Here is an 18291-nt window from a genome sequence, read left to right on the forward strand (position 1 = left end):
CCGGCACCACGCGCACCACCCGCACACGCACTGAGAGGGGGAGACAGGCAGTGACCAACATCCCGGAGACCGGGCGGACCCCACGGGTCCAGATCCGGCTCGTCATCATCCAGATCCTCGTCTTCTCCCTCCTCGGCACCCTCGGCGGCCGCCTCTGGTACCTCCAGATCCGCGAGGGCGACGCCTACGCCAAGGAAGCCTCCGGCAACCACGTCCAGCAGGTCGTCCAGCCCGCCGTACGCGGCTCGATCCTGGACGCGCGCGGAGTGCCGATCGCGGACAACGAGACCCGCCTCGTCGTCTCCGCCTCCCGCACCGACCTGCTCAAGATGGACGACGACGGCAAGGCCGTCCTCACCAAGCTCGCAGGCGTCCTGGACATGAAGCCCAAGGACGTCATGGACAAGGTCCGCCTCTGCGACTCGGAGACCCCCCAGCCCTGCTGGAACGGCTCGCCCTACCAGCCGATCCCCATCACCGACGAGGCCACCGCCAAGCAGGCCCTGCAGATCCGCGAGCGCTCCGAGGACTTCCCCGGCATCACCGCCGAACCCCAGGCCGTCCGCCGCTACGCCAGCCCTGGCGGCTCCAAGACCTCCCAGGTCCTCGGGTACCTCTCCCCGGTCACCGACGAGGAGATCACCAAGGCCCAGGACACCGACTCGCCGTATCTGCGCTCCGACCAGGTCGGCCGCTCCGGCCTGGAGCGCCAGTACGACAAGGAGCTGCGCGGCAAGGCCGGCGTCACCCGGTACGAGGTCGACAACCTCGGCCGGGTCATCGGCGAGGCCGAGGCGGACCCCGCCCAGCCCGGCGCCAACCTCGTCACCAGCATCGACGCCCGCGTCCAGCGCATCGCCGAGTACGAACTCAACGAGGCGATGAAGGAAGCCCGCAAGCAGAACGACCGCAACACCGGGACCAACTACAAGGCGGACTCCGGCGCGGTCGTCGTGATGGAGGCCAAGACCGGCCGTGTGGTCGCCATGGCCTCCAACCCGGACTACGACCCCAACGCATGGGTCGGCGGCATCTCCGCCAAGGACTACGCCAAGCTCACCGGCAAGAAGTCCAACTACCCGCTGCTGAACCGCGCCATCCAGGGCCAGTCGGCCCCCGGCTCCGTCTTCAAGGTGATCCCGACGGCCGCCGCGGTGAACGCCGGCTACTCCTTCAACGGCCCCTACCAATGCTCCAGCTCGTACTCGATCGGCGGCCAGGTCTTCAAGAACTTCGAGTCCCAGAGCCATGGCGCGATCAGCCTCGGCAAGGCGCTGGAGGTCTCCTGCGACACCGTCTTCTACCGCCTCTCCCACGAGGAGTGGAAGCGCGACGGAGGCATCAAGCCCAAGAAGGGCGCCAACGACTGGTTCTACAAGACCGCCCACCAGTTCGGCCTCGGCGCCGAGACCGGCATCGACCTGCCGAACGAGGTCACCGGCCGCATCCCGGACCGCCAGTGGAAGCAGAAGTACTGGGAGGACAACAAGGACGCCTGGTGCAAGTACGGCAAGAAGGGCGGCTCGTACGCCGAGCAGATCGCGTACGAGAACTGCCTCGAAGGCAACCGCCTGCGTGCCGGTGACTCCGTCAACTACTCCATCGGCCAGGGTGACACCCTCGTCACCCCCATCCAGATGGCCACCATCTACGCGGCCATCTCCAACGGCGGCACCCTCTACGACCCCACCGTCGGCAAGGCGATCATCAGCGCCGACGGCAAGAACGTGCAGGAGATCGCACCCAAGTCGCACGGCAAACTGCCGATGACGAAGAAGACCCGCGACGAGATAGACGAAGCCCTCGCGGGAGTCGCGACCCGAGGTACGGCAGCCTGGCGCTTCCAGGGCTGGCCGCAGGACGAGATCCCGATCCACGCCAAGACGGGTACGGCCGAGGTCTACGGCAAGCAGACGACCTCCTGGTTCACCACGTACACCAAGGACTACTCGATCGTCATGACGATCTCCCAGGGTGGTACGGGCTCCGGCGCCTCGGCACCCGCCGTGCGCAAGCTCTACAACGCGCTCTACGGCGTCTCCGAGGACGGAAAGATCGACAGGAAGAAGGCACTGCTGCCCACCCCGCAGAAGGGCCTGCCGAAGATCGAGTCCGACGGCTCGATCGACTCCCCGAAGCTGGAGTCCTACCCGCCGAAGAAGTCCAAGAAGGAGGCCGCCGAGGACGGCACCCAGACGGTCGCCGCGGGGCCCGGCGCCCGACCGGTCTCCTTCGACGTCCCGGCGGCGATCCTCGACACGCGCGGCGGCGGCACCAACCGCGCCGCCCGCCGACGCGACGATCGAGGTCGACGGCGCAGGGGCGGCGGCGGAGGCCGTTGCGCCAGCGGCAGTTGCGGTATCGGCAGTGACAGCGGCAGTCGTGGTGTTCGGGGACGGAGGAGGTCCGGATGACCGGCAACAGCTTCTCCGTCTCCGGGTACGGGCCCGAACGCACCGGCTGGACCCGGCTCTTCGCCCGCGACTCGCTCGCCCGCCGGCTCGACTGGCCGATACTGTTCTCGGCCATCGCGCTCTCCCTGATCGGCGCGGCCCTCGTCTACTCGGCGACCCGTAACCGCACCGAGCTCAACCAGGGCGACCCGTACTACTTCCTGCTCCGGCACCTGCTCAACACCGGCATCGGCTTCGCCCTGATGATCGGCACGGTCTGGCTCGGCCACCGCACCCTGCGCACGGCCGTGCCCATCCTGTACGGCATCTCGGTGCTGCTGATCCTGCTGGTGCTCACCCCGATGGGCGCGACCATCAACGGCGCGCACGCATGGATCGTCATCGGCGGCGGCTTCTCGCTCCAGCCCTCCGAGTTCGTGAAGGTCACGATCATCCTGGGGATGGCGATGCTGCTGGCGGCCCGGGTGGACGCGGGCGACAAACCCCACCCCGACCACCGCACGGTCGTCCAGGCCCTCGGGCTCGCCGCCGTCCCCATACTGATCGTGCTGCTCATGCCCGACCTCGGCTCGGTCATGGTCATGGTGGTCATCGTGCTCGGCGTCCTGCTCACCTCCGGCGCCTCCAACCGGTGGGTCCTCGGCCTCATCGGCACGGGCGCGGTGGGCGCGATCGCCGTCTGGCAGCTCGGGGTGCTCGACGAGTATCAGATCAACCGCTTCGCGGCCTTCGCCAACCCCGAACTCGACCCGGCCGGCGTGGGTTACAACACCAACCAGGCCCGGATCGCCATCGGATCCGGCGGGCTGCTCGGCACCGGGCTGTTCAAGGGCTCCCAGACCACGGGACAGTTCGTGCCCGAGCAGCAGACCGACTTCGTGTTCACGGTGGCGGGGGAGGAGCTCGGCTTCGTGGGCGCCGGGCTGATCATCGTGCTGCTCGGTGTCGTCCTGTGGCGGGCCTGCCGGATCGCCCGCGAGACCACCGAGCTGTACGGCACGATCGTCGCCGGCGGCATCATCGCCTGGTTCGCCTTCCAGTCCTTCGAGAACATCGGCATGACCCTCGGCATCATGCCGGTGGCGGGCCTGCCGCTGCCGTTCGTGTCGTACGGCGGTTCGTCGATGTTCGCGGTGTGGGTGGCGGTGGGGTTGCTGCAGTCCATCAGAGTGCAGCGCCCGATGTCGGCGTAGGGGCCCGGCCCTCCTCAGGGGCAGACCTCCGCTCCCTCCATGGGAGCGATGGTCTGCCCCTTCGCCGAATATGCGACTAGATTCATTTCATGGCGGACACGAAGCGGGAGATCGAGCGGAAGTACGAGTCCGACGAGAGCGGCCTGCCGGACCTCACCGGTGTGGCGGGGGTCGCGACCGTCATAGACAAGGGTGTGGCGGAGCTGGACGCCGTCTACTACGACACCCCGGACGAACGCCTCGCCGCCGCCTCCATCACCCTGCGTCGCCGTACGGGCGGCAGTGACGCGGGCTGGCATCTGAAGTTCCCCGTCTCCTCGGGCGTACGCGACGAGATCCGGGCTCCGCTGTCCGACACGCTGCCCGACGAGCTCGCCGGGCTGGTCCGCTCCCGGGTCCGGGCGGTGGAGCTGGTCCCGCTGGTCCGCCTCCTCTCCACCCGCGCCGTCAGCGAGCTGCTCGACGCCGACGGCAGGCTCCTCGCCGAGGCCAGCGTGGACGCCGTGGTCGCCGAGCGGCTCACCGAGAAGGGCCGGACCGCACAGTGGTCCGAGATCGAGGTCGAACTCGCCGACGACGGCGACCCCGCGTTCCTCGACAAGGTGGAGAAGAAGCTGCGCAAGGCGGGCGTACGGCCGTCGGACTCGCCGTCCAAGCTCGCCAGAGCCCTCCAGGAGACGGCACCGGCGAAGGGGAAGAAGGGCGAGAAGGGCAAGGGGAAGGCCCAGCGGCGGGCGGAGGATCAGGGGCCCGGTGAGCCGGTCACGCCCGGTGATCACGTTCTCGCCTACGTCCGGGCCCAGCGGGACGCGATCGTCGAGCTGGACCCCGCCGTCCGCCGGGACGTCTTCGACTCCGTCCACAGCATGCGGGTCGCCACGCGCCGGCTGCGCAGCACCTTCAAGTCGTTCGGGAAGGTCCTGGACCGGACGATCACGGACCCGATCGGCGAGGAGCTGAAGTGGCTCGCAGGGGAGCTGGGTGTCGACCGTGACCAGGAGGTCCTGACGGAGCGGCTCACCGAGGCGCTGGACGGCCTCCCCGAGAGCCTGGTGACGGGCCCGGTCCACGCACGGCTGCGGGCCTGGTCGCGGAAGGACGGCGGTACCGGCCCCCGGACCGAACTGATCGAGGCCCTGGACGGACCGCGCTATCTGGAGCTGCTGGAGTCCCTCGACGCCGTGATCGCGGACCCGCCGCTGCTCAAGGCCGCCCACGGTGACCCCGAGAAGGTGATCACCAAGGCGGTCGAGAAGGACTTCGGCAAGGTGGCGGCCCTCGTCGAGGAGGCCCTGGCCCAGCCGCCCGGCGCCGACCGGGACATCGCCATGCACGAGGCCCGCAAGAAGACCAAGCGCACCCGGTACGCGGCCGAGGCGGCACGTCCCCTCCTGGGGAAACCGGCCAAGGCGCTCGTCAAGGACATGAAGTCCCTGCAGACCCTCCTCGGCGACCACCAGGACAGCGTGATGGCCCGCAGGGCCCTGCTCGACCTCGCCCACCAGGCCCACGCGGCACCGGGGGAGAGCGCCTTCACGTACGGGCTGCTGTACGGCAGGGAGGAGCGCCGGGCGGAGCTGGCGGAGGCGGAGCTGCCCGGGGAGTGGAAGAGGATCAGCGCGGACATGCCCTTCTGAGCTGCGCCGTCAAGCCCTGCCGTAGAGCCCCGCCGTTAAACGGGCGTGCGAGGGGTGTCCCTGGGGGCGTTACGCTAGATGGTCACCCCTGTCAGCTCACGAAGGTAACCCCCGCGATGTCTGTCGAGTCGGTCTTCCCACAGCTAGAGGCCCTGCTCCCGCATGTGCAGAAGCCGATCCAGTACGTCGGCGGTGAGCTCAACTCCACCGTCAAGCCCTGGGAGTCCGCGGACGTCCGCTGGGCGCTCATGTACCCGGACGCGTACGAGGTCGGTCTGCCCAACCAGGGCGTCATGATCCTCTACGAGGTGCTGAACGAGCGCGAGGGCGTGCTCGCCGAGCGCACGTACAGCGTGTGGCCGGACCTGGAGGCGCTGATGCGGGAGCACGGCGTCCCGCAGTTCACCGTCGACAGCCACCGCCCGGTGAAGGCGTTCGACGTGTTCGGTCTGTCCTTCTCCACGGAGCTGGGCTACACCAACATGCTGACCGCCCTGGACCTCGCCGGGATCCCCCTGGAGTCCAAGGACCGCACGCTCGACGACCCGATCGTGCTGGCCGGCGGCCACGCGGCCTTCAACCCGGAGCCGATCGCCGACTTCATCGACGCGGCGATCATCGGCGACGGCGAGCAGGCCGTGCTGGACATGACCGAGATCATCCGCGCCTGGAAGGCGGAGGGCAGGCCCGGCGGCCGCGAGGAGGTCCTCTTCCGCCTCGCGAAGACGGGCTCGGTGTACATCCCCGCGTTCTACGACGTCGAGTACCTCGCGGACGGCCGTATCGGCCGCGTCGTGCCGAACAGGTCGGGCGTGCCGTGGCGGGTGTCCAAGCACACCGTCATGGACCTGGACGAGTGGCCCTACCCCAAGCAGCCCCTCGTCCCGCTCGCCGAGACGGTGCACGAGCGGATGTCGGTGGAGATCTTCCGCGGCTGCACCCGCGGCTGCCGCTTCTGCCAGGCGGGCATGATCACCCGCCCGGTCCGCGAGCGTTCCATCACGGGCATCGGCGAGATGGTCGAGAAGGGCCTCAAGGCGACCGGCTTCGAGGAGGTCGGCCTGCTCTCCCTCTCCTCCGCCGACCACAGCGAGATCGGTGACATCGCCAAGGGCCTCGCGGACCGGTACGAGGAGGACAAGATCGGCCTGTCCCTCCCCTCGACCCGCGTCGACGCCTTCAACGTGGACCTGGCGAACGAACTGACGCGCAACGGCCGTCGCTCCGGCCTCACCTTCGCCCCCGAGGGCGGCTCCGAGCGCATGCGCAAGGTCATCAACAAGATGGTCTCGGAGGAGGACCTGATCCGCACGGTCTCCACGGCGTACGGCAACGGCTGGCGCCAGGTGAAGCTGTACTTCATGTGCGGCTTGCCCACGGAGACCGACGAGGACGTCCTCCAGATCGCCGACATGGCGACCCGTGTCATCCAAAAGGGCCGCGAGGTCTCCGGCTCGAACGACATCCGCTGCACGGTGTCGATCGGCGGCTTCGTCCCGAAGCCGCACACGCCGTTCCAGTGGGCGCCGCAGCTCTCCGCCGAGGAGACCGACGCCCGGCTCGAAAAACTCCGCGACAAGATCCGCGGCGACAAGAAGTACGGCCGTTCCATCGGCTTCCGCTACCACGACGGCAAGCCGGGCATCGTCGAGGGCCTGCTGTCGCGCGGCGACCGCCGCATCGGCGCCGTCATCCGCGCGGTCTACGAGGACGGCGGCCGCTTCGACGGCTGGCGCGAGCACTTCTCCTACGACCGCTGGATGAGCTGCGCGGACAAGGCCCTCGCGGACTTCGGCCTCGACGTCGACTGGTACACGACCCGCGAGCGCACCTACGAGGAGGTCCTGCCCTGGGACCACCTGGACTCCGGCCTCGACAAGGACTGGCTCTGGGAGGACTGGCAGGACGCCCTCGACGAGACCGAGGTCGAGGACTGCCGCTGGACACCGTGCTTCGACTGCGGCGTGTGCCCGCAGATGGACACCCACATCCAGATCGGCCCGACGGGCAAGAAGCTGCTGCCGTTGTCGGTCAAGCAGCCGGTGGGGAGTGCGCCGCAGAGTCACAGTCACGGTCACTGACCCGGCCGCGATCGGCAGGTCGTAGAGGGGTGTCCGGAGGGCCGTTCGGCCGGTCTCCGGGCACCCCTTCTCACGTACTACCGGCCGGTCACGCGGGGCGTGACGGTCGAGCCGCCGTTGACGATGTTGTTCGCCGGCTGGAGTTCGACCCGGTACCACGGCCGCGGGTTGCCCTGTTCGTCGTCGCAGTTCAGGGTGGCGTGGGGCCGCGTGTCCACCGGCACGCAGGTGGTCTCCCAGATCTGGCCCACGGTGGTGACGACGTTGAACTTGACGAGCCCCTTCGAGGTGCCGGCCTGGTCACCCTTGGGCTGGCCCTTGTCCTCGCCGTGGTCCGTGCCGGAGCTGCCGCCATGGTCCTTGCCGGTGTCCTGGGTGTGACCGCTGCTCGTGCTCTGGCTGTGGCTCTGCCCGGTCTGCTGGGTGTGTCCGCTGCTCGTGCCCTGGCCGTGGCTCTGCCCCGTGTTCTGGCTGCTGTGGCCCTGGCTCTGGCCGGTCTGCTGGGCGTGCCCCTGGCTCTGGCCGTGCTCCTTGCCCGTGTCCTTGCCGGTTTCCTTCTGCCCGTGCCCGTGCCCGCCGTGGCCGCTCGTGTTGACGGAGACACCGCAGGCGAAGCCGACGTAGCGGTCCTGCGAATCACGGCCGCCCGCCGGGAAGTTGGGGTGGGTGGTGAGGTCGGTCCACAGGAACGGGTGGGCGACCTCGCCCTGGAGGTCGCGGATGCCCGCGAAGACCCGTCCGTCGCTCAGTACGACCCGGAACTCGCGCTTCTTGGAGTCCTGTACCGCGTCGATGTCGGCGCAGGGGCCGGCGGGCCCCGTGGCGCCCGTGGCACCGGTGGCTCCCGTCAGCCCGTTCGCTCCGGTGGGTCCGGTGGGTCCGGTGGGTCCGGTGGGTCCGGTGGGTCCGGTGGGGCCCTCGGGCCCGACGGAGCCGTCCGCTCCGGTGGGGCCGGTGGGGCCCGTCGCGCCAGTGAGTCCGGCGGGACCGTCCGCGCCGGTCGCGCCAGTGGCTCCGGTGGCTCCGGTCGGACCGGTGGGGCCCGTCTCGCCGGTGTCACCTTGGGGGCCCTCCGGGCCGACCTCCCCCTGGGGACCGGTGTCGCCCCTGGGGCCGGTCGGGCCCTGGGGTCCGGTCGGGCCGGCGGGGCCCACCTCGCAGTGGTCGTCGTTGCCACCGAGTGCCGCCGTGCGGTTCTGGTCCTGATCGTCGTACCAGTCGGGCGACGATCCGTCGTACTGGTCCTGATGTTGTCCGTCGTCGGTGTGGTGCTGATCACCGTGATCGTCGGCGGGCGGGCACTCGTCGTTGCCGCCCCTCGTCACGGTGGAGTGGTCGGACACGCTCAGCGTCGCCGCCGTGGCGGGGCCGGCCAGTCCGGCGGTCACCGCCAGTGCGAGCGAGGCATACGTGCTGACCTTGGTGATCCTGTGGCGTGCCAGCGGGCCTATCAGCGAGATCGTCCTGCGCTCAGGACTCATCTATGTGCTCCTTGTTTCGACCGGTTCGGGGCTTTTCCCCGCACTCGATCGTGAGCCTCGCCCCTGTCAACCGACTCGACCAGCGAGCGGGACCGGACGAGGATGGAGATCATCAAATCAGCCTAAACAGGTCTCACGGGTGGGCTAATTCGGCGTCGGTGACAGGCATTTGTGAGATATGAGGTGATACGTCACGCGGCCGTCGGGCGGCGTTCCCACATCCCTGGACCGGTGAGCCGTGAAGCCGCAGACCATCTGCCTCTGCATGATCGTCAAGAACGAGGCGCGGGTGATCGAGCGCTGCCTCGCCTCCGTCCGGCCGCTGATCGACACCTGGGTCATCACCGACACCGGCTCCACGGACGGCACTCAGGACCTGATCCGCGCGGCGCTGGACGGCATCCCGGGCGAGCTGTGCGAGGAGCCCTGGGTCGACTTCGGCCACAACCGGACGCGGAACATCCAACACGCCCGGGGAAAGGCCGACTTCCTGCTCACCGTCGACGCCGACCACGTACTGCGGCAGGACGCGCCGCTGCGCCGGCTCACGGCGACCTCGTACATGCTGCGCTACGACACCCCGGGCACCCAGCACCGCTTCAAGCACCTGATGCGCGGGGACCGGCTCTGGCGCTACGAAGGGGTCACCCACGAGTACCCGTGCACCGACGGGCCCGATGTCCAGGAGAACCTGGACGCCCTCGTCATCGAGGACCACGCGGACGGCGGCTGCCGCAGCGACAAGTTCGAACGCGACGCGGGTCTGCTCAGACGTGAACTGGAACGCGATCCCACCAACCCCCGCACCGTCTTCTACCTGGCCAACACCGAACGTGACCTCGGCCACGCCCGGGAGGCGATCGACCTGTACGAGCGACGCGCGGCGATGGGCGGCTGGGGCGAGGAGGTCTACTGCTCGCTCCTGGAGGCGGGAATCCTCCGGGCGGACGAGGAAGGGGACTGGCCGGGAGCCATGGACACGTTCTCCCGCGCCTGGGAGTCACGCCCCACCCGGCTCGAAGCCTGCTACGAGCTGGCCTCCCGCCTCCGGCTCCGGCGGCGCCACCACACCGCGCACGCCCTTCTCGTCGACGTCGTCGACCGGCCCGCGCCGGACGACCTGCTCTTCACCAAGCCCTGGGTCTACCGCTGGGGCCTGCTGTTCGAGTTCTCCATCACCGCCCACTGGGTGGGCGACCACGCCGCCGCGCTCGGGGCGTGCGACCGTCTGCTGGCCATGCGGGACCTGCCCGAACGCGTCCGCCGCCAGGTCGAGATCAACCGGGAGTTCTCCGCGCCGCACGCTGTCACCTCGGACCTGTCGGCGGTGGTGCGCCGTCCCAAGGCTGCCCGGGCCGGCAAGTCGGCTGCGAAGTCCGCGAGGGCCTCCGGGCGCAAGCGGTAGCGGGCGCGGGCGGCCACCTGGTCCGGAGCGGTGGAACTCGTCGGTGACGGCTGGATCCGGACGACACGCTGAGGCGTCTATGTAGTCATGGACCTGGAGAAAAGGCCCGCCCAGCAGGCACAGCCGGCGCCCGAGGGGTGTCTCGTCGTCGCGATCCGGATTCCGGTGCGGATCGTGGTGCTCGTGCTGGTCGTGCCCGTGCGCATGGTGTGGGACGCGCTGGTGGCGGGCGGGCGGCTGTTGACGGACACCGTGCTGCGACCTGCGGGCCGTGCGGCGCTGTGGCTCGGCCGGGTCGTCCTCGTGTGGCCCTGTGTGGCGCTGTGGCGGTACGTCGTCGTGCCGCTCGCCCAGGGGCTGGGATGGCTGGGGTACCGGCTGCTGGTCGTACCGGCGGTGTGGACGTACCGGCACGTCCTGACGCCCCTGGGGCACGCGATCGCCTGGCTGGCGGCCGGTGTCCGGGCCGGGTGCGGCTGGGCCGCCCGAGGCGTCCTGGCCGGGCTCCTGTGGCTGTACCGGTGGACCGTGGTGCCGGTCGGGCAGGGCATCGCCTGGCTGGTCGTCCACCTCCTCGTCGTGCCGGCCGGGTGGCTGTACCGGTACGTGCTGACGCCCGTGGGGCACGCGATCGCGTGGGTGGCCATGGGGGCAGTGTGGCTCGTACGGATGATCTTCACCGGGCTCTGGCTCGGCGTGTACTGGACGCTTCGTGTGCTGCTGGTGCTGCCCGCGCTCGCCGTGTGGCGCTGGGTGCTCGCGCCCGTCGGACGGTTCCTCGCCGTCGTCGGCCGGGAGATCGGGGAGGCCCTCGGGCACGCGTGGCGGGTGGCCGGGTGGATCTCGCTCGCCGTCGGGCGGTTCCTGGCGAACCTGTTCCGGTGGCTCCTGGTCGAGCCGACTCGGTGGGTGTACCGGACCGTCCTCACGCCGGCCGGTCACTTCGTGCGGGACGCGGTGTGGAAGCCGGTCACGGCGGCCGGCCGCGCCGTGGGCCGCACCACCCGGCAGGCCCTGACCACCGCCCGCGAGACCGTCCGCCAGGCCCGCGCGAGCGTGCGCTCGGCCCTCTTCGGACAGCCGACGGAACCGAAGCCCGTCCACAGGCGGGAACCGAGGGCCGCCGAGGCACGTACTCTTGGTAGCAGTACGACCGCTCTCACGAAGGACTGAACGACACTGGGCAAGCGACAGCCCGAAGGCCCGCCGCCCGCACCCGCGGTGCAGCGCATCCGACTGCGCTACACCAAGCGCGGCCGCCTCCGGTTCACCAGCCACCGTGACTTCCAGCGCGCCTTCGAGCGTGCGCTGCGCCGTGCCGAGGTGCCGATGGCGTACTCGGCGGGGTTCACGCCGCATCCGAAGGTGTCGTACGCCAATGCCGCACCCACCGGCACGGGCAGTGAGGCGGAGTATCTGGAGATCGCGCTCACCGAGGCGCGTGATCCGGAGAAGCTCAGGATCCTGCTCGACGAGTCGCTGCCCACCGGCCTCGACATCGTCGACGCGGTCGAGGCCCGCACCTCAGGGCTCGCCGACCGGCTCACGGCCTCCGAATGGGAGCTGCGCCTGGACGGCGTGGACCCCGAGGACGCCGCGCGCGCGGTCGAGGCCTTCAAGGCGGCGGACCTCGTCGAGGTCCAGCGCAGGACCAAGAACGGCGTACGGACCTTCGACGCCCGTGCCGCCGTCGTCGACCTCGACAGCCGTGACGGCCATGACGAACGTGACGGAAGCGCCGGAGCGGTCGGCGCCGCGCCCCTTGCTGGGCCGACGGACCAGCCCTGTGCGATACTGCGGCTGGTTGTTCGGCACGTGACGCCTGCCGTACGACCCGACGACGTCCTGTCCGGTCTCCGCGCCGTGGCCGACCTGGCGCCGCCGGTCCCCGCAGCGGTGACCAGGCTGGCGCAGGGGCTTTTCGATGATGAGACCGGCACGGTGACCGACCCGCTCGCGCCCGACCGCGAGGCAGCGCCGGCCCCCTCAACGGCCGAACCCGCTGCCGCCGCGAAGGCGTCGGCGCCGGTAGGCCCCGCGTAGGACGGACGTCGTAGCGCCGCCCTCTGATCCGGGAGCCACCTGGGTCGGGCAGCGCACCGACCACAAGACTTTCGCCAGGCCGTACGCAACATGGCGTACGGAACCGGCGAGACAGGACACAGAGAGCTCCCGTGCGGCGCCCGCGCCCCGGACGGCGGCAGTCGCGTACGACGCGAGCCGCGGACGTCACCGGCCACGCCGGACCGGGTGCGGCGCCCGGGAGCCTGACGGGAGAAACGCCCGCATGCCCGAAACGATCGAACCCGCCGAGCCCGCGCAGGGCTCCGACCACACCACGCCGAGCGACACCCTGCCGCCGCGCCGTCGCCGCCGTGCCGCGTCCCGCCCCGCGGGACCGCCGTCCGCCGCCGAAGCGGCCGCGGAGATCACCGCGCCGGCCATACCGGCCGCCGAGTCCGAGGACCTCGCGGCCGTCGAGCCGACCGAGGCGGACGAGACCACCGAGATCGTCGAGGACGGCGTGACCGGTGAGGACGCGCAGGTCACCGAGGCCGAGGAGACGGAAGAGGCCGAGCCCGCCGCCGTCGCCGAGGCGCCCGCCGTCGAGGAGGCCGCGCCCGCCGGGCGTACGCGCCGTCGCGCGACCCGCCGCGCCTCCGCGCCCGCCGGTGCGCCCAAGGACGCCGAGGTCGTCGAAGTCGTCGAGACCGTGGCACCGGCCGCCGTCGCCGAGGCGGCAGCCGAGCCCGCCGCCGTCGCCGAGGCGCCCGCCGCCATCGAGGAGGCCGCGCCCGCCGGGCGTACGCGCCGTCGCGCCACCCGCCGCGCCTCCGCGCCCACGGGCGCCCCCCAGGCAGCCGAGGAGACCCCCGCCGCGACCGCGAAGGCGGCCGAGCCCGAGGCAGCCTCCGAGCCCGCCGCCGTCGCCGAGGCGTCGGCCGTCGAGGAGGCCGCGCCGCGTCCGCGCCGTCGTGCCACGCGCCGGGCGTCCGCGCCCGCCGGTGAGCCGAAGGCCGCCGAGATCGTCGAGGCCCCGGCGGAAGCCGTGGAAGCCGCGCCCGCCGCTGTTCAGGAGAGCGCGCCGGTGGAGACGACGGCCGAGGAGGCCGCGCCCCGGCGTACCCGTCGGCGTGCCACGCGCCGGGCCGCCGCGCCCGAGGCCGAGGCCGTGGCCGCCGAGACCGTGTCGGCCCCGGCCGAGCAGACGCCCGCCGCCGAGGCCGTCCCCGCGACCGCCGAGCCCGAGCCGGTCGAGGCGCCGCGCGCGGCCGCCGAGGCGGAGGCCGAGGACGCGGGTCCGCGTCGGGCCCGTCGTCGGGCCACCCGTAAGGCGGCAGTCGGCTTCTCCGCGCCGGCGGCGCCGGTCGCGGAGGACGCGCCCTCGCGTCCGTCACGGCCCGCCGTGGCCGTGTTCCAGGCGCCGGTGTTCACCGAGCCGATGTTCCAGACGCCGGAGCGGGCCGCCGCGCAGGCCGCCGCCGAGGCGGAGGCCGTGACGGCCGAGCCGGCTGAGGTTGCCGAGAGCGCCGGGACCACCGACCTGGGCGGGTTCGCCGAGGAGGAGTCCACCGGTGGGTCGCGGCGTCGCCGTCGTCGCCGGGGCGAGCCGGCCGAGGCCGAGCAGCCCGCGGCCGCTCCCGTGGCGGCCGACGAGCCGGAGGAGCCCGAGGAGTCCGAGGAGAGCGCCGAGGACGCCGCCGAGGGCGACGAGTACGGCGAGGAGGAGTCCACCGGGTCGCGGCGCCGCCGTCGCCGGGGTGGCCGCCGTCGTCGCCGGGGCGAGTCGGCCGAGGCCGAGGACGCCGCCGAGGGTGACGAGCTCGCCGCCGAGCAGGCCGAGCAGGACGCCGAGGACACCGCCGAGCAGCTGGACGAGGACGCCGAGGACGAGGGCGACGAGCGCGAGGAGTCCGGTTCGGGCTCCAGCAGCAGCCGTCGGCGCCGTCGCCGCCGTCGCCGTGCCGGGGACTCCGGCACCGAGGCCGAGGTGGCCTCCGACGACCCCGAGCGGACGGTCGTCAAGGTCCGCGAGCCGCGGGAGCGGCGCGCCAAGGAGACCGAGCTGTCCGACGAGGTGCAGTCCATCAAGGGCTCCACCCGGCTGGAGGCCAAGAAGCAGCGCCGCCGGGAAGGCCGTGAGCAGGGGCGCCGACGCGTCCCGATCATCACCGAGGCCGAGTTCCTCGCCCGCCGCGAGGCCGTCGAGCGCGTCATGGTCGTCCGCCAGAGCGGCGAGCGCACCCAGATCGGCGTCCTGGAAGACAACGTGCTCGTCGAGCACTACGTCAACAAGGAGCAGTCGACCTCCTACGTCGGCAACGTCTACCTCGGCAAGGTGCAGAACGTGCTGCCGTCGATGGAGGCCGCCTTCATCGACATCGGCAAGGGCCGCAACGCGGTCCTGTACGCCGGTGAGGTCAACTTCGAGGCGCTCGGCATGGCCAACGGGCCGCGCCGGATCGAGTCCGCCCTGAAGTCCGGCCAGTCCGTGCTCGTCCAGGTCACCAAGGACCCGATCGGGCACAAGGGCGCGCGTCTGACCAGCCAAGTCTCCCTGCCGGGCCGCTACCTGGTCTACGTCCCCGAGGGGTCGATGACCGGTATCAGCCGCAAGCTGCCCGACACCGAGCGGGCCCGGCTGAAGACCATCCTCAAGAAGATCGTCCCCGAGGACGCGGGCGTCATCGTGCGCACCGCCGCCGAGGGCGCGAGCGAGGACGAGCTGCGCCGCGACGTCGAGCGACTGCAGGCGCAGTGGGAGGACATCCAGAAGAAGGCCAAGAACGGCAACGCGCCGACGCTGCTGTACGGCGAGCCGGACATGACCGTCCGGGTCGTCCGCGACATCTTCAACGAGGACTTCTCCAAGGTCATCGTGAGCGGCGAGGAGGCCTGGGAGACCATCCACGGGTACGTCTCGCACGTCGCGCCCGACCTGGCGGACCGTCTGCAGAAGTGGACCTCCGAGGTCGACGTCTTCGCGACGTACCGCATCGACGAGCAGCTGATGAAGGCGCTGGACCGCAAGGTCTGGCTGCCCAGCGGTGGTTCGCTGGTGATCGACAAGACCGAGGCCATGATCGTGGTCGACGTCAACACCGGCAAGTTCACCGGCCAGGGCGGCAACCTGGAGGAGACGGTCACCAGGAACAACCTGGAGGCGGCCGAGGAGATCGTGCGTCAGCTGCGGCTGCGCGACCTCGGCGGCATCGTCGTCATCGACTTCATCGACATGGTCCTGGAGTCCAACCGGGACCTGGTGCTGCGGCGCCTGCTGGAGTGCCTGGGGCGCGACCGTACGAAGCACCAGGTCGCCGAGGTCACCTCGCTGGGCCTGGTGCAGATGACCCGGAAGCGGGTCGGCCAGGGCCTGCTGGAGTCCTTCTCCGAGACCTGCGTCCACTGCAACGGGCGCGGCGTGATCGTGCACATGGACCAGCCGACCGCTCCCGGCGGTGGCGGCAAGCGCCGCAAGCGCGGTCGTGGCGGTGCCGAGCACGACCACGAGCACGTGTCCGCTCCCGAGGGCGTCGAGCCCGCTGAGTCGGCCGAGCCGGTCGAGACCGAGGCGGCCGCCGAGGTCGCCGCCGAGGTCGCCGAGCCCGTGGCGCTGCCGTCCCCCGAGTTCGAGCCGGACGAGGAGCTGTACAGCAGCGTCGCCGAGGCCGAGGCGGCGGTCGGGCGCGGCCGTTCGCGTCGTCGGGCCACCCGTCGGGCGTCCGCGCCCTCCGGTGCCCCGAAGTCCCGTGAGACGCGTGAGTCCCGTGAGGCCGTGGCCGTCACCACCGTCTCCGAGGACCGTGCCCCGAAGTCGCGGGAGGCCGCCGAGGCGGAGCCGGTCGCGGTGGAGGACCCGGTCGTCGAGACGCCGGCCGCCGAGCCGAGCACCGAGGAGGCCGCTCCCAAGGGCCGTACGCGTCGCCGGGCGACCCGGAAGGTGTCCGCTCCGGCGGGCGCTCCGGCAGGAGCGGCGGCGGAGGAGACCGTGGTCACGGTGGCGGCCGCCGAGCCGGCGCCGGAGCCCGTGACCGAGCCGGTCGCCGAGCCCGTGGCCGAGGAGGCCGCGCAGCCCGAGGCGGCGGCCGTCGCCGAGAGCGCGGCTCCGGCCCGTCCGCGTCGGCGTGCCGTCCGCAAGGCGACCGCGCCCACCGCGTCCGAGGAGGCGGCCGTGGTCGTGGTCCCGTCGGCTCCGGCCGAGGACGCGGCCGAGGCCCCGGTCGAGGAGTCCGCTCCGGCGGCCGAGGAGACCGAGGCCGAGGCGCCCGCCAAGAAGGCGGCGGCGCGCAAGACGGCCAAGAAGGCCACGGCGAAGAAGGCCGCCACGAAGAAGACGGCGGCCGCCAAGAAGACGGTCGCGAAGAAGGCCACGGCCAAGAAGGCGGCCACGAAGAAGTCGGCCGCGAAGAAGACCACGGTGGCCGCCGAGCAGTCCTCGGCCACGGTGACGGCCTCGACCGACGAGAGCTGAGCCCCACGGGGCGGATGCCGATCCGCTCCAACTGGTGCCCCCACCGGGTGGTTTGACCATCCGGTGGGGGCACCGGCCCGTTCCGGGAGAGTAACTTCACACCGGCTGGGGAGATTTGCGGAGTATTGCTCCTCTCTGCCGTCTCACCGGTACCCCCTCCCCCCTTGAGCACCCTCGGGCGCCTGTAACACTCACGTAGTCGAAATCGCAGTCGTGAGCGATGGCGTGAGCGTAGGTGTGAGCGCTGTCGTGGACCTACGGGCAGGGCGGGAACGGGGAGGGATCGCATGGCGCGCGTGCGTGTGCGGGGGGCGGTGGCGCTGGCCACCGTGTTGGCGGCGGCCGGTGCGCAGGTGACGGCCGCGGATGTCGCGCAGGCCTCGCCGAACTGGACCGAAGGCCCGCTCTTCAACGACCCGTTGGGCGACGAGGCCGCGCAACTCGCGATACGCACCCGGCTCGTCGAGCTGACGGACGCCGCGCTCCCCGGCTCCACCATCAAGGTCGCCGTCTACCACGTGTGGGAGGCGTCCGTCGTCAACGCGCTCGTGGCCGCCAAGGACCGGGGCGTGCGCGTCCAGGTCCTGCTGGACGAGTCGAGCGTCAGCGACCGCCCCACGAACACCGCGTACGGCAGCCTGGCGGCGGCGCTCGGCACCGACCGGACGAAGGGGTCGTACATAGCGACCTGTGCCGTCGACAGGTCCTGCCTCGGCGATCCGAAGTACGGGCAGTCGATCATGCACAACAAGTTCTGGCTGTTCTCTGCGGTCGAGGGTGCCACCAACGTGGTCGTGCAGACCACGTCGAACTCGACCCCCTCCGCGCACACCAAGTTCTTCAACGACGCGCTGCTGCTGCCGGACAACCCGACGATGTACGACGCGTACGCGGACTACTTCGACACGATGGTGGGCCGGGACTGGGCGGCCTGGGAGTACCGGACCGTCAGCAACGGCCTGTACAAGGCGTACTTCTTCCCCCGGGCCGGGAACACCCGGGCCACCGACACCGTGTACTCGGTGCTGAACAACGTGCAGTGCTCGTACAAGGACAGCGCCGGGGTGGCGCGGAAGACCTGGGTGCGGGTCGCGATCTTCAAGATCACACGGTTGGCGATCGCCGAGAAGCTGGTGGCCCTGAAGAAGGCCGGCTGCAACGTGAGCATCGTGTACGCCGAGTCCGACAGCGCCAAGAGCAGCGGCGGGACCAAGGGGACGTGGGAGAAGATGCACACGTCCGGCGGGCCGACGGTGCGGTGCTACAACGACGACCGGGACCCGCTGAACCCCGGGAAGAAGCTGACCACGCCGTACATCATCCACACCAAGTACATCCTCGTGGACGGCCAGTACGACGGCGTGCGCAACAAGATCAGCTTCACCGGGTCGGGCAACTACACCGGGCCCGCGCTGCGCGAGAACGACGAGGCGATCGTCAAGGTCGACGACGACGCGGTGCACGACATGTACCGGACGCACTTCGACAGGGTGATCGGCGTCGCCTACCCGGGCAAGGCCGACACCACCGACCTGTGCAAGGGCGTGAAGCCGCTGCCGGCGGACGGCGAGAAGCCCGCCGGGTAGCGGGGGAGGGGCTCGGTTTGAC

General features: G+C 71.1%; 10 protein-coding genes. 9 read left to right on the forward strand and 1 reads right to left on the reverse strand.

Annotated features, from left to right (window positions below; genetic code table 11):
* Window positions 1–50: 50 nt before the first annotated feature.
* The 4 genes from mrdA to ACZ9QC_RS28210 all read left to right on the forward strand — a co-directional run bounded on the left by mrdA (window position 51) and on the right by ACZ9QC_RS28210 (window position 7325).
* On the forward strand, window positions 51–2414 hold the full coding sequence (mrdA, locus tag ACZ9QC_RS28195) for a penicillin-binding protein 2 (RefSeq protein WP_472915672.1): 2364 nt from the start codon (window positions 51–53) through the stop codon (window positions 2412–2414).
* Window positions 2411–3607, forward strand: coding sequence for a rod shape-determining protein RodA (gene rodA / locus ACZ9QC_RS28200; protein ID WP_472915673.1), 1197 nt, complete (start codon window positions 2411–2413; stop codon window positions 3605–3607). The genes mrdA and rodA overlap by 4 nt, the downstream gene beginning before the upstream one ends.
* Window positions 3608–3696: 89 nt before the next feature.
* On the forward strand, window positions 3697–5244 hold the full coding sequence (locus tag ACZ9QC_RS28205; protein WP_472915674.1) for a CYTH and CHAD domain-containing protein: 1548 nt from the start codon (window positions 3697–3699) through the stop codon (window positions 5242–5244).
* Window positions 5245–5360: 116 nt separating this feature from the next.
* Complete coding sequence (locus tag ACZ9QC_RS28210; protein ID WP_472915675.1) at window positions 5361–7325, forward strand: TIGR03960 family B12-binding radical SAM protein; 1965 nt, start codon at window positions 5361–5363, stop codon at window positions 7323–7325.
* Window positions 7326–7402: 77 nt separating this feature from the next.
* Here ACZ9QC_RS28210 and ACZ9QC_RS28215 read toward each other — a convergent pair whose 3' ends face one another.
* On the reverse strand, window positions 7403–8806 hold the full coding sequence (locus ACZ9QC_RS28215; RefSeq protein ID WP_472915676.1) for a collagen-like protein: 1404 nt from the start codon (window positions 8804–8806) through the stop codon (window positions 7403–7405).
* A 238-nt stretch (window positions 8807–9044) separates the two neighbouring features.
* Here ACZ9QC_RS28215 and ACZ9QC_RS28220 point away from each other — a divergent pair, with 238 nt between their 5' ends.
* The 5 genes from ACZ9QC_RS28220 (at window position 9045) to ACZ9QC_RS28240 (ending at window position 18269) form a co-directional block, all read left to right on the forward strand.
* On the forward strand, window positions 9045–10211 hold the full coding sequence (locus ACZ9QC_RS28220; RefSeq protein ID WP_472915677.1) for a glycosyltransferase: 1167 nt from the start codon (window positions 9045–9047) through the stop codon (window positions 10209–10211).
* Between the two features lie 87 nt (window positions 10212–10298).
* Window positions 10299–11384, forward strand: a complete 1086-nt coding sequence (locus ACZ9QC_RS28225) for a hypothetical protein (RefSeq protein ID WP_472915678.1) — start codon at window positions 10299–10301, stop codon at window positions 11382–11384.
* A gap of 48 nt (window positions 11385–11432) precedes the next feature.
* Window positions 11433–12254 (forward strand): TIGR03936 family radical SAM-associated protein, encoded by an 822-nt coding sequence (locus ACZ9QC_RS28230; protein WP_472915679.1) that lies wholly within the window; start codon window positions 11433–11435, stop codon window positions 12252–12254.
* 244 nt (window positions 12255–12498) lie between these two features.
* Window positions 12499–16683, forward strand: coding sequence for an Rne/Rng family ribonuclease (locus tag ACZ9QC_RS28235; protein WP_472915680.1), 4185 nt, complete (start codon window positions 12499–12501; stop codon window positions 16681–16683).
* 287 nt (window positions 16684–16970) lie between these two features.
* Window positions 16971–18269, forward strand: a complete 1299-nt coding sequence (locus ACZ9QC_RS28240) for a phospholipase D-like domain-containing protein (protein ID WP_472915681.1) — start codon at window positions 16971–16973, stop codon at window positions 18267–18269.
* Window positions 18270–18291 lie beyond the last annotated feature (22 nt).

Source organism: Streptomyces sp. HUAS MS02 (genome assembly GCF_055702265.1).

Excerpts from the sequence above, each read along its gene's own strand:
- ACZ9QC_RS28210 (WP_472915675.1), top strand. The coding sequence starts at position 5,361 with ATGTCTGTCGAGTCGGTCTTCCCACAGCTAGAGGCCCTGCTCCCGCAT.
- ACZ9QC_RS28235 (WP_472915680.1), top strand. The coding sequence starts at position 12,499 with ATGCCCGAAACGATCGAACCCGCCGAGCCCGCGCAGGGCTCCGACCAC.
- ACZ9QC_RS28205 (WP_472915674.1), top strand. The coding sequence starts at position 3,697 with ATGGCGGACACGAAGCGGGAGATCGAGCGGAAGTACGAGTCCGACGAG.
- ACZ9QC_RS28225 (WP_472915678.1), top strand. The coding sequence starts at position 10,299 with ATGGACCTGGAGAAAAGGCCCGCCCAGCAGGCACAGCCGGCGCCCGAG.
- rodA (WP_472915673.1), top strand. The coding sequence starts at position 2,411 with ATGACCGGCAACAGCTTCTCCGTCTCCGGGTACGGGCCCGAACGCACC.
- ACZ9QC_RS28240 (WP_472915681.1), top strand. The coding sequence starts at position 16,971 with ATGGCGCGCGTGCGTGTGCGGGGGGCGGTGGCGCTGGCCACCGTGTTG.
- ACZ9QC_RS28215 (WP_472915676.1), bottom strand. The coding sequence starts at position 8,806 with ATGAGTCCTGAGCGCAGGACGATCTCGCTGATAGGCCCGCTGGCACGC.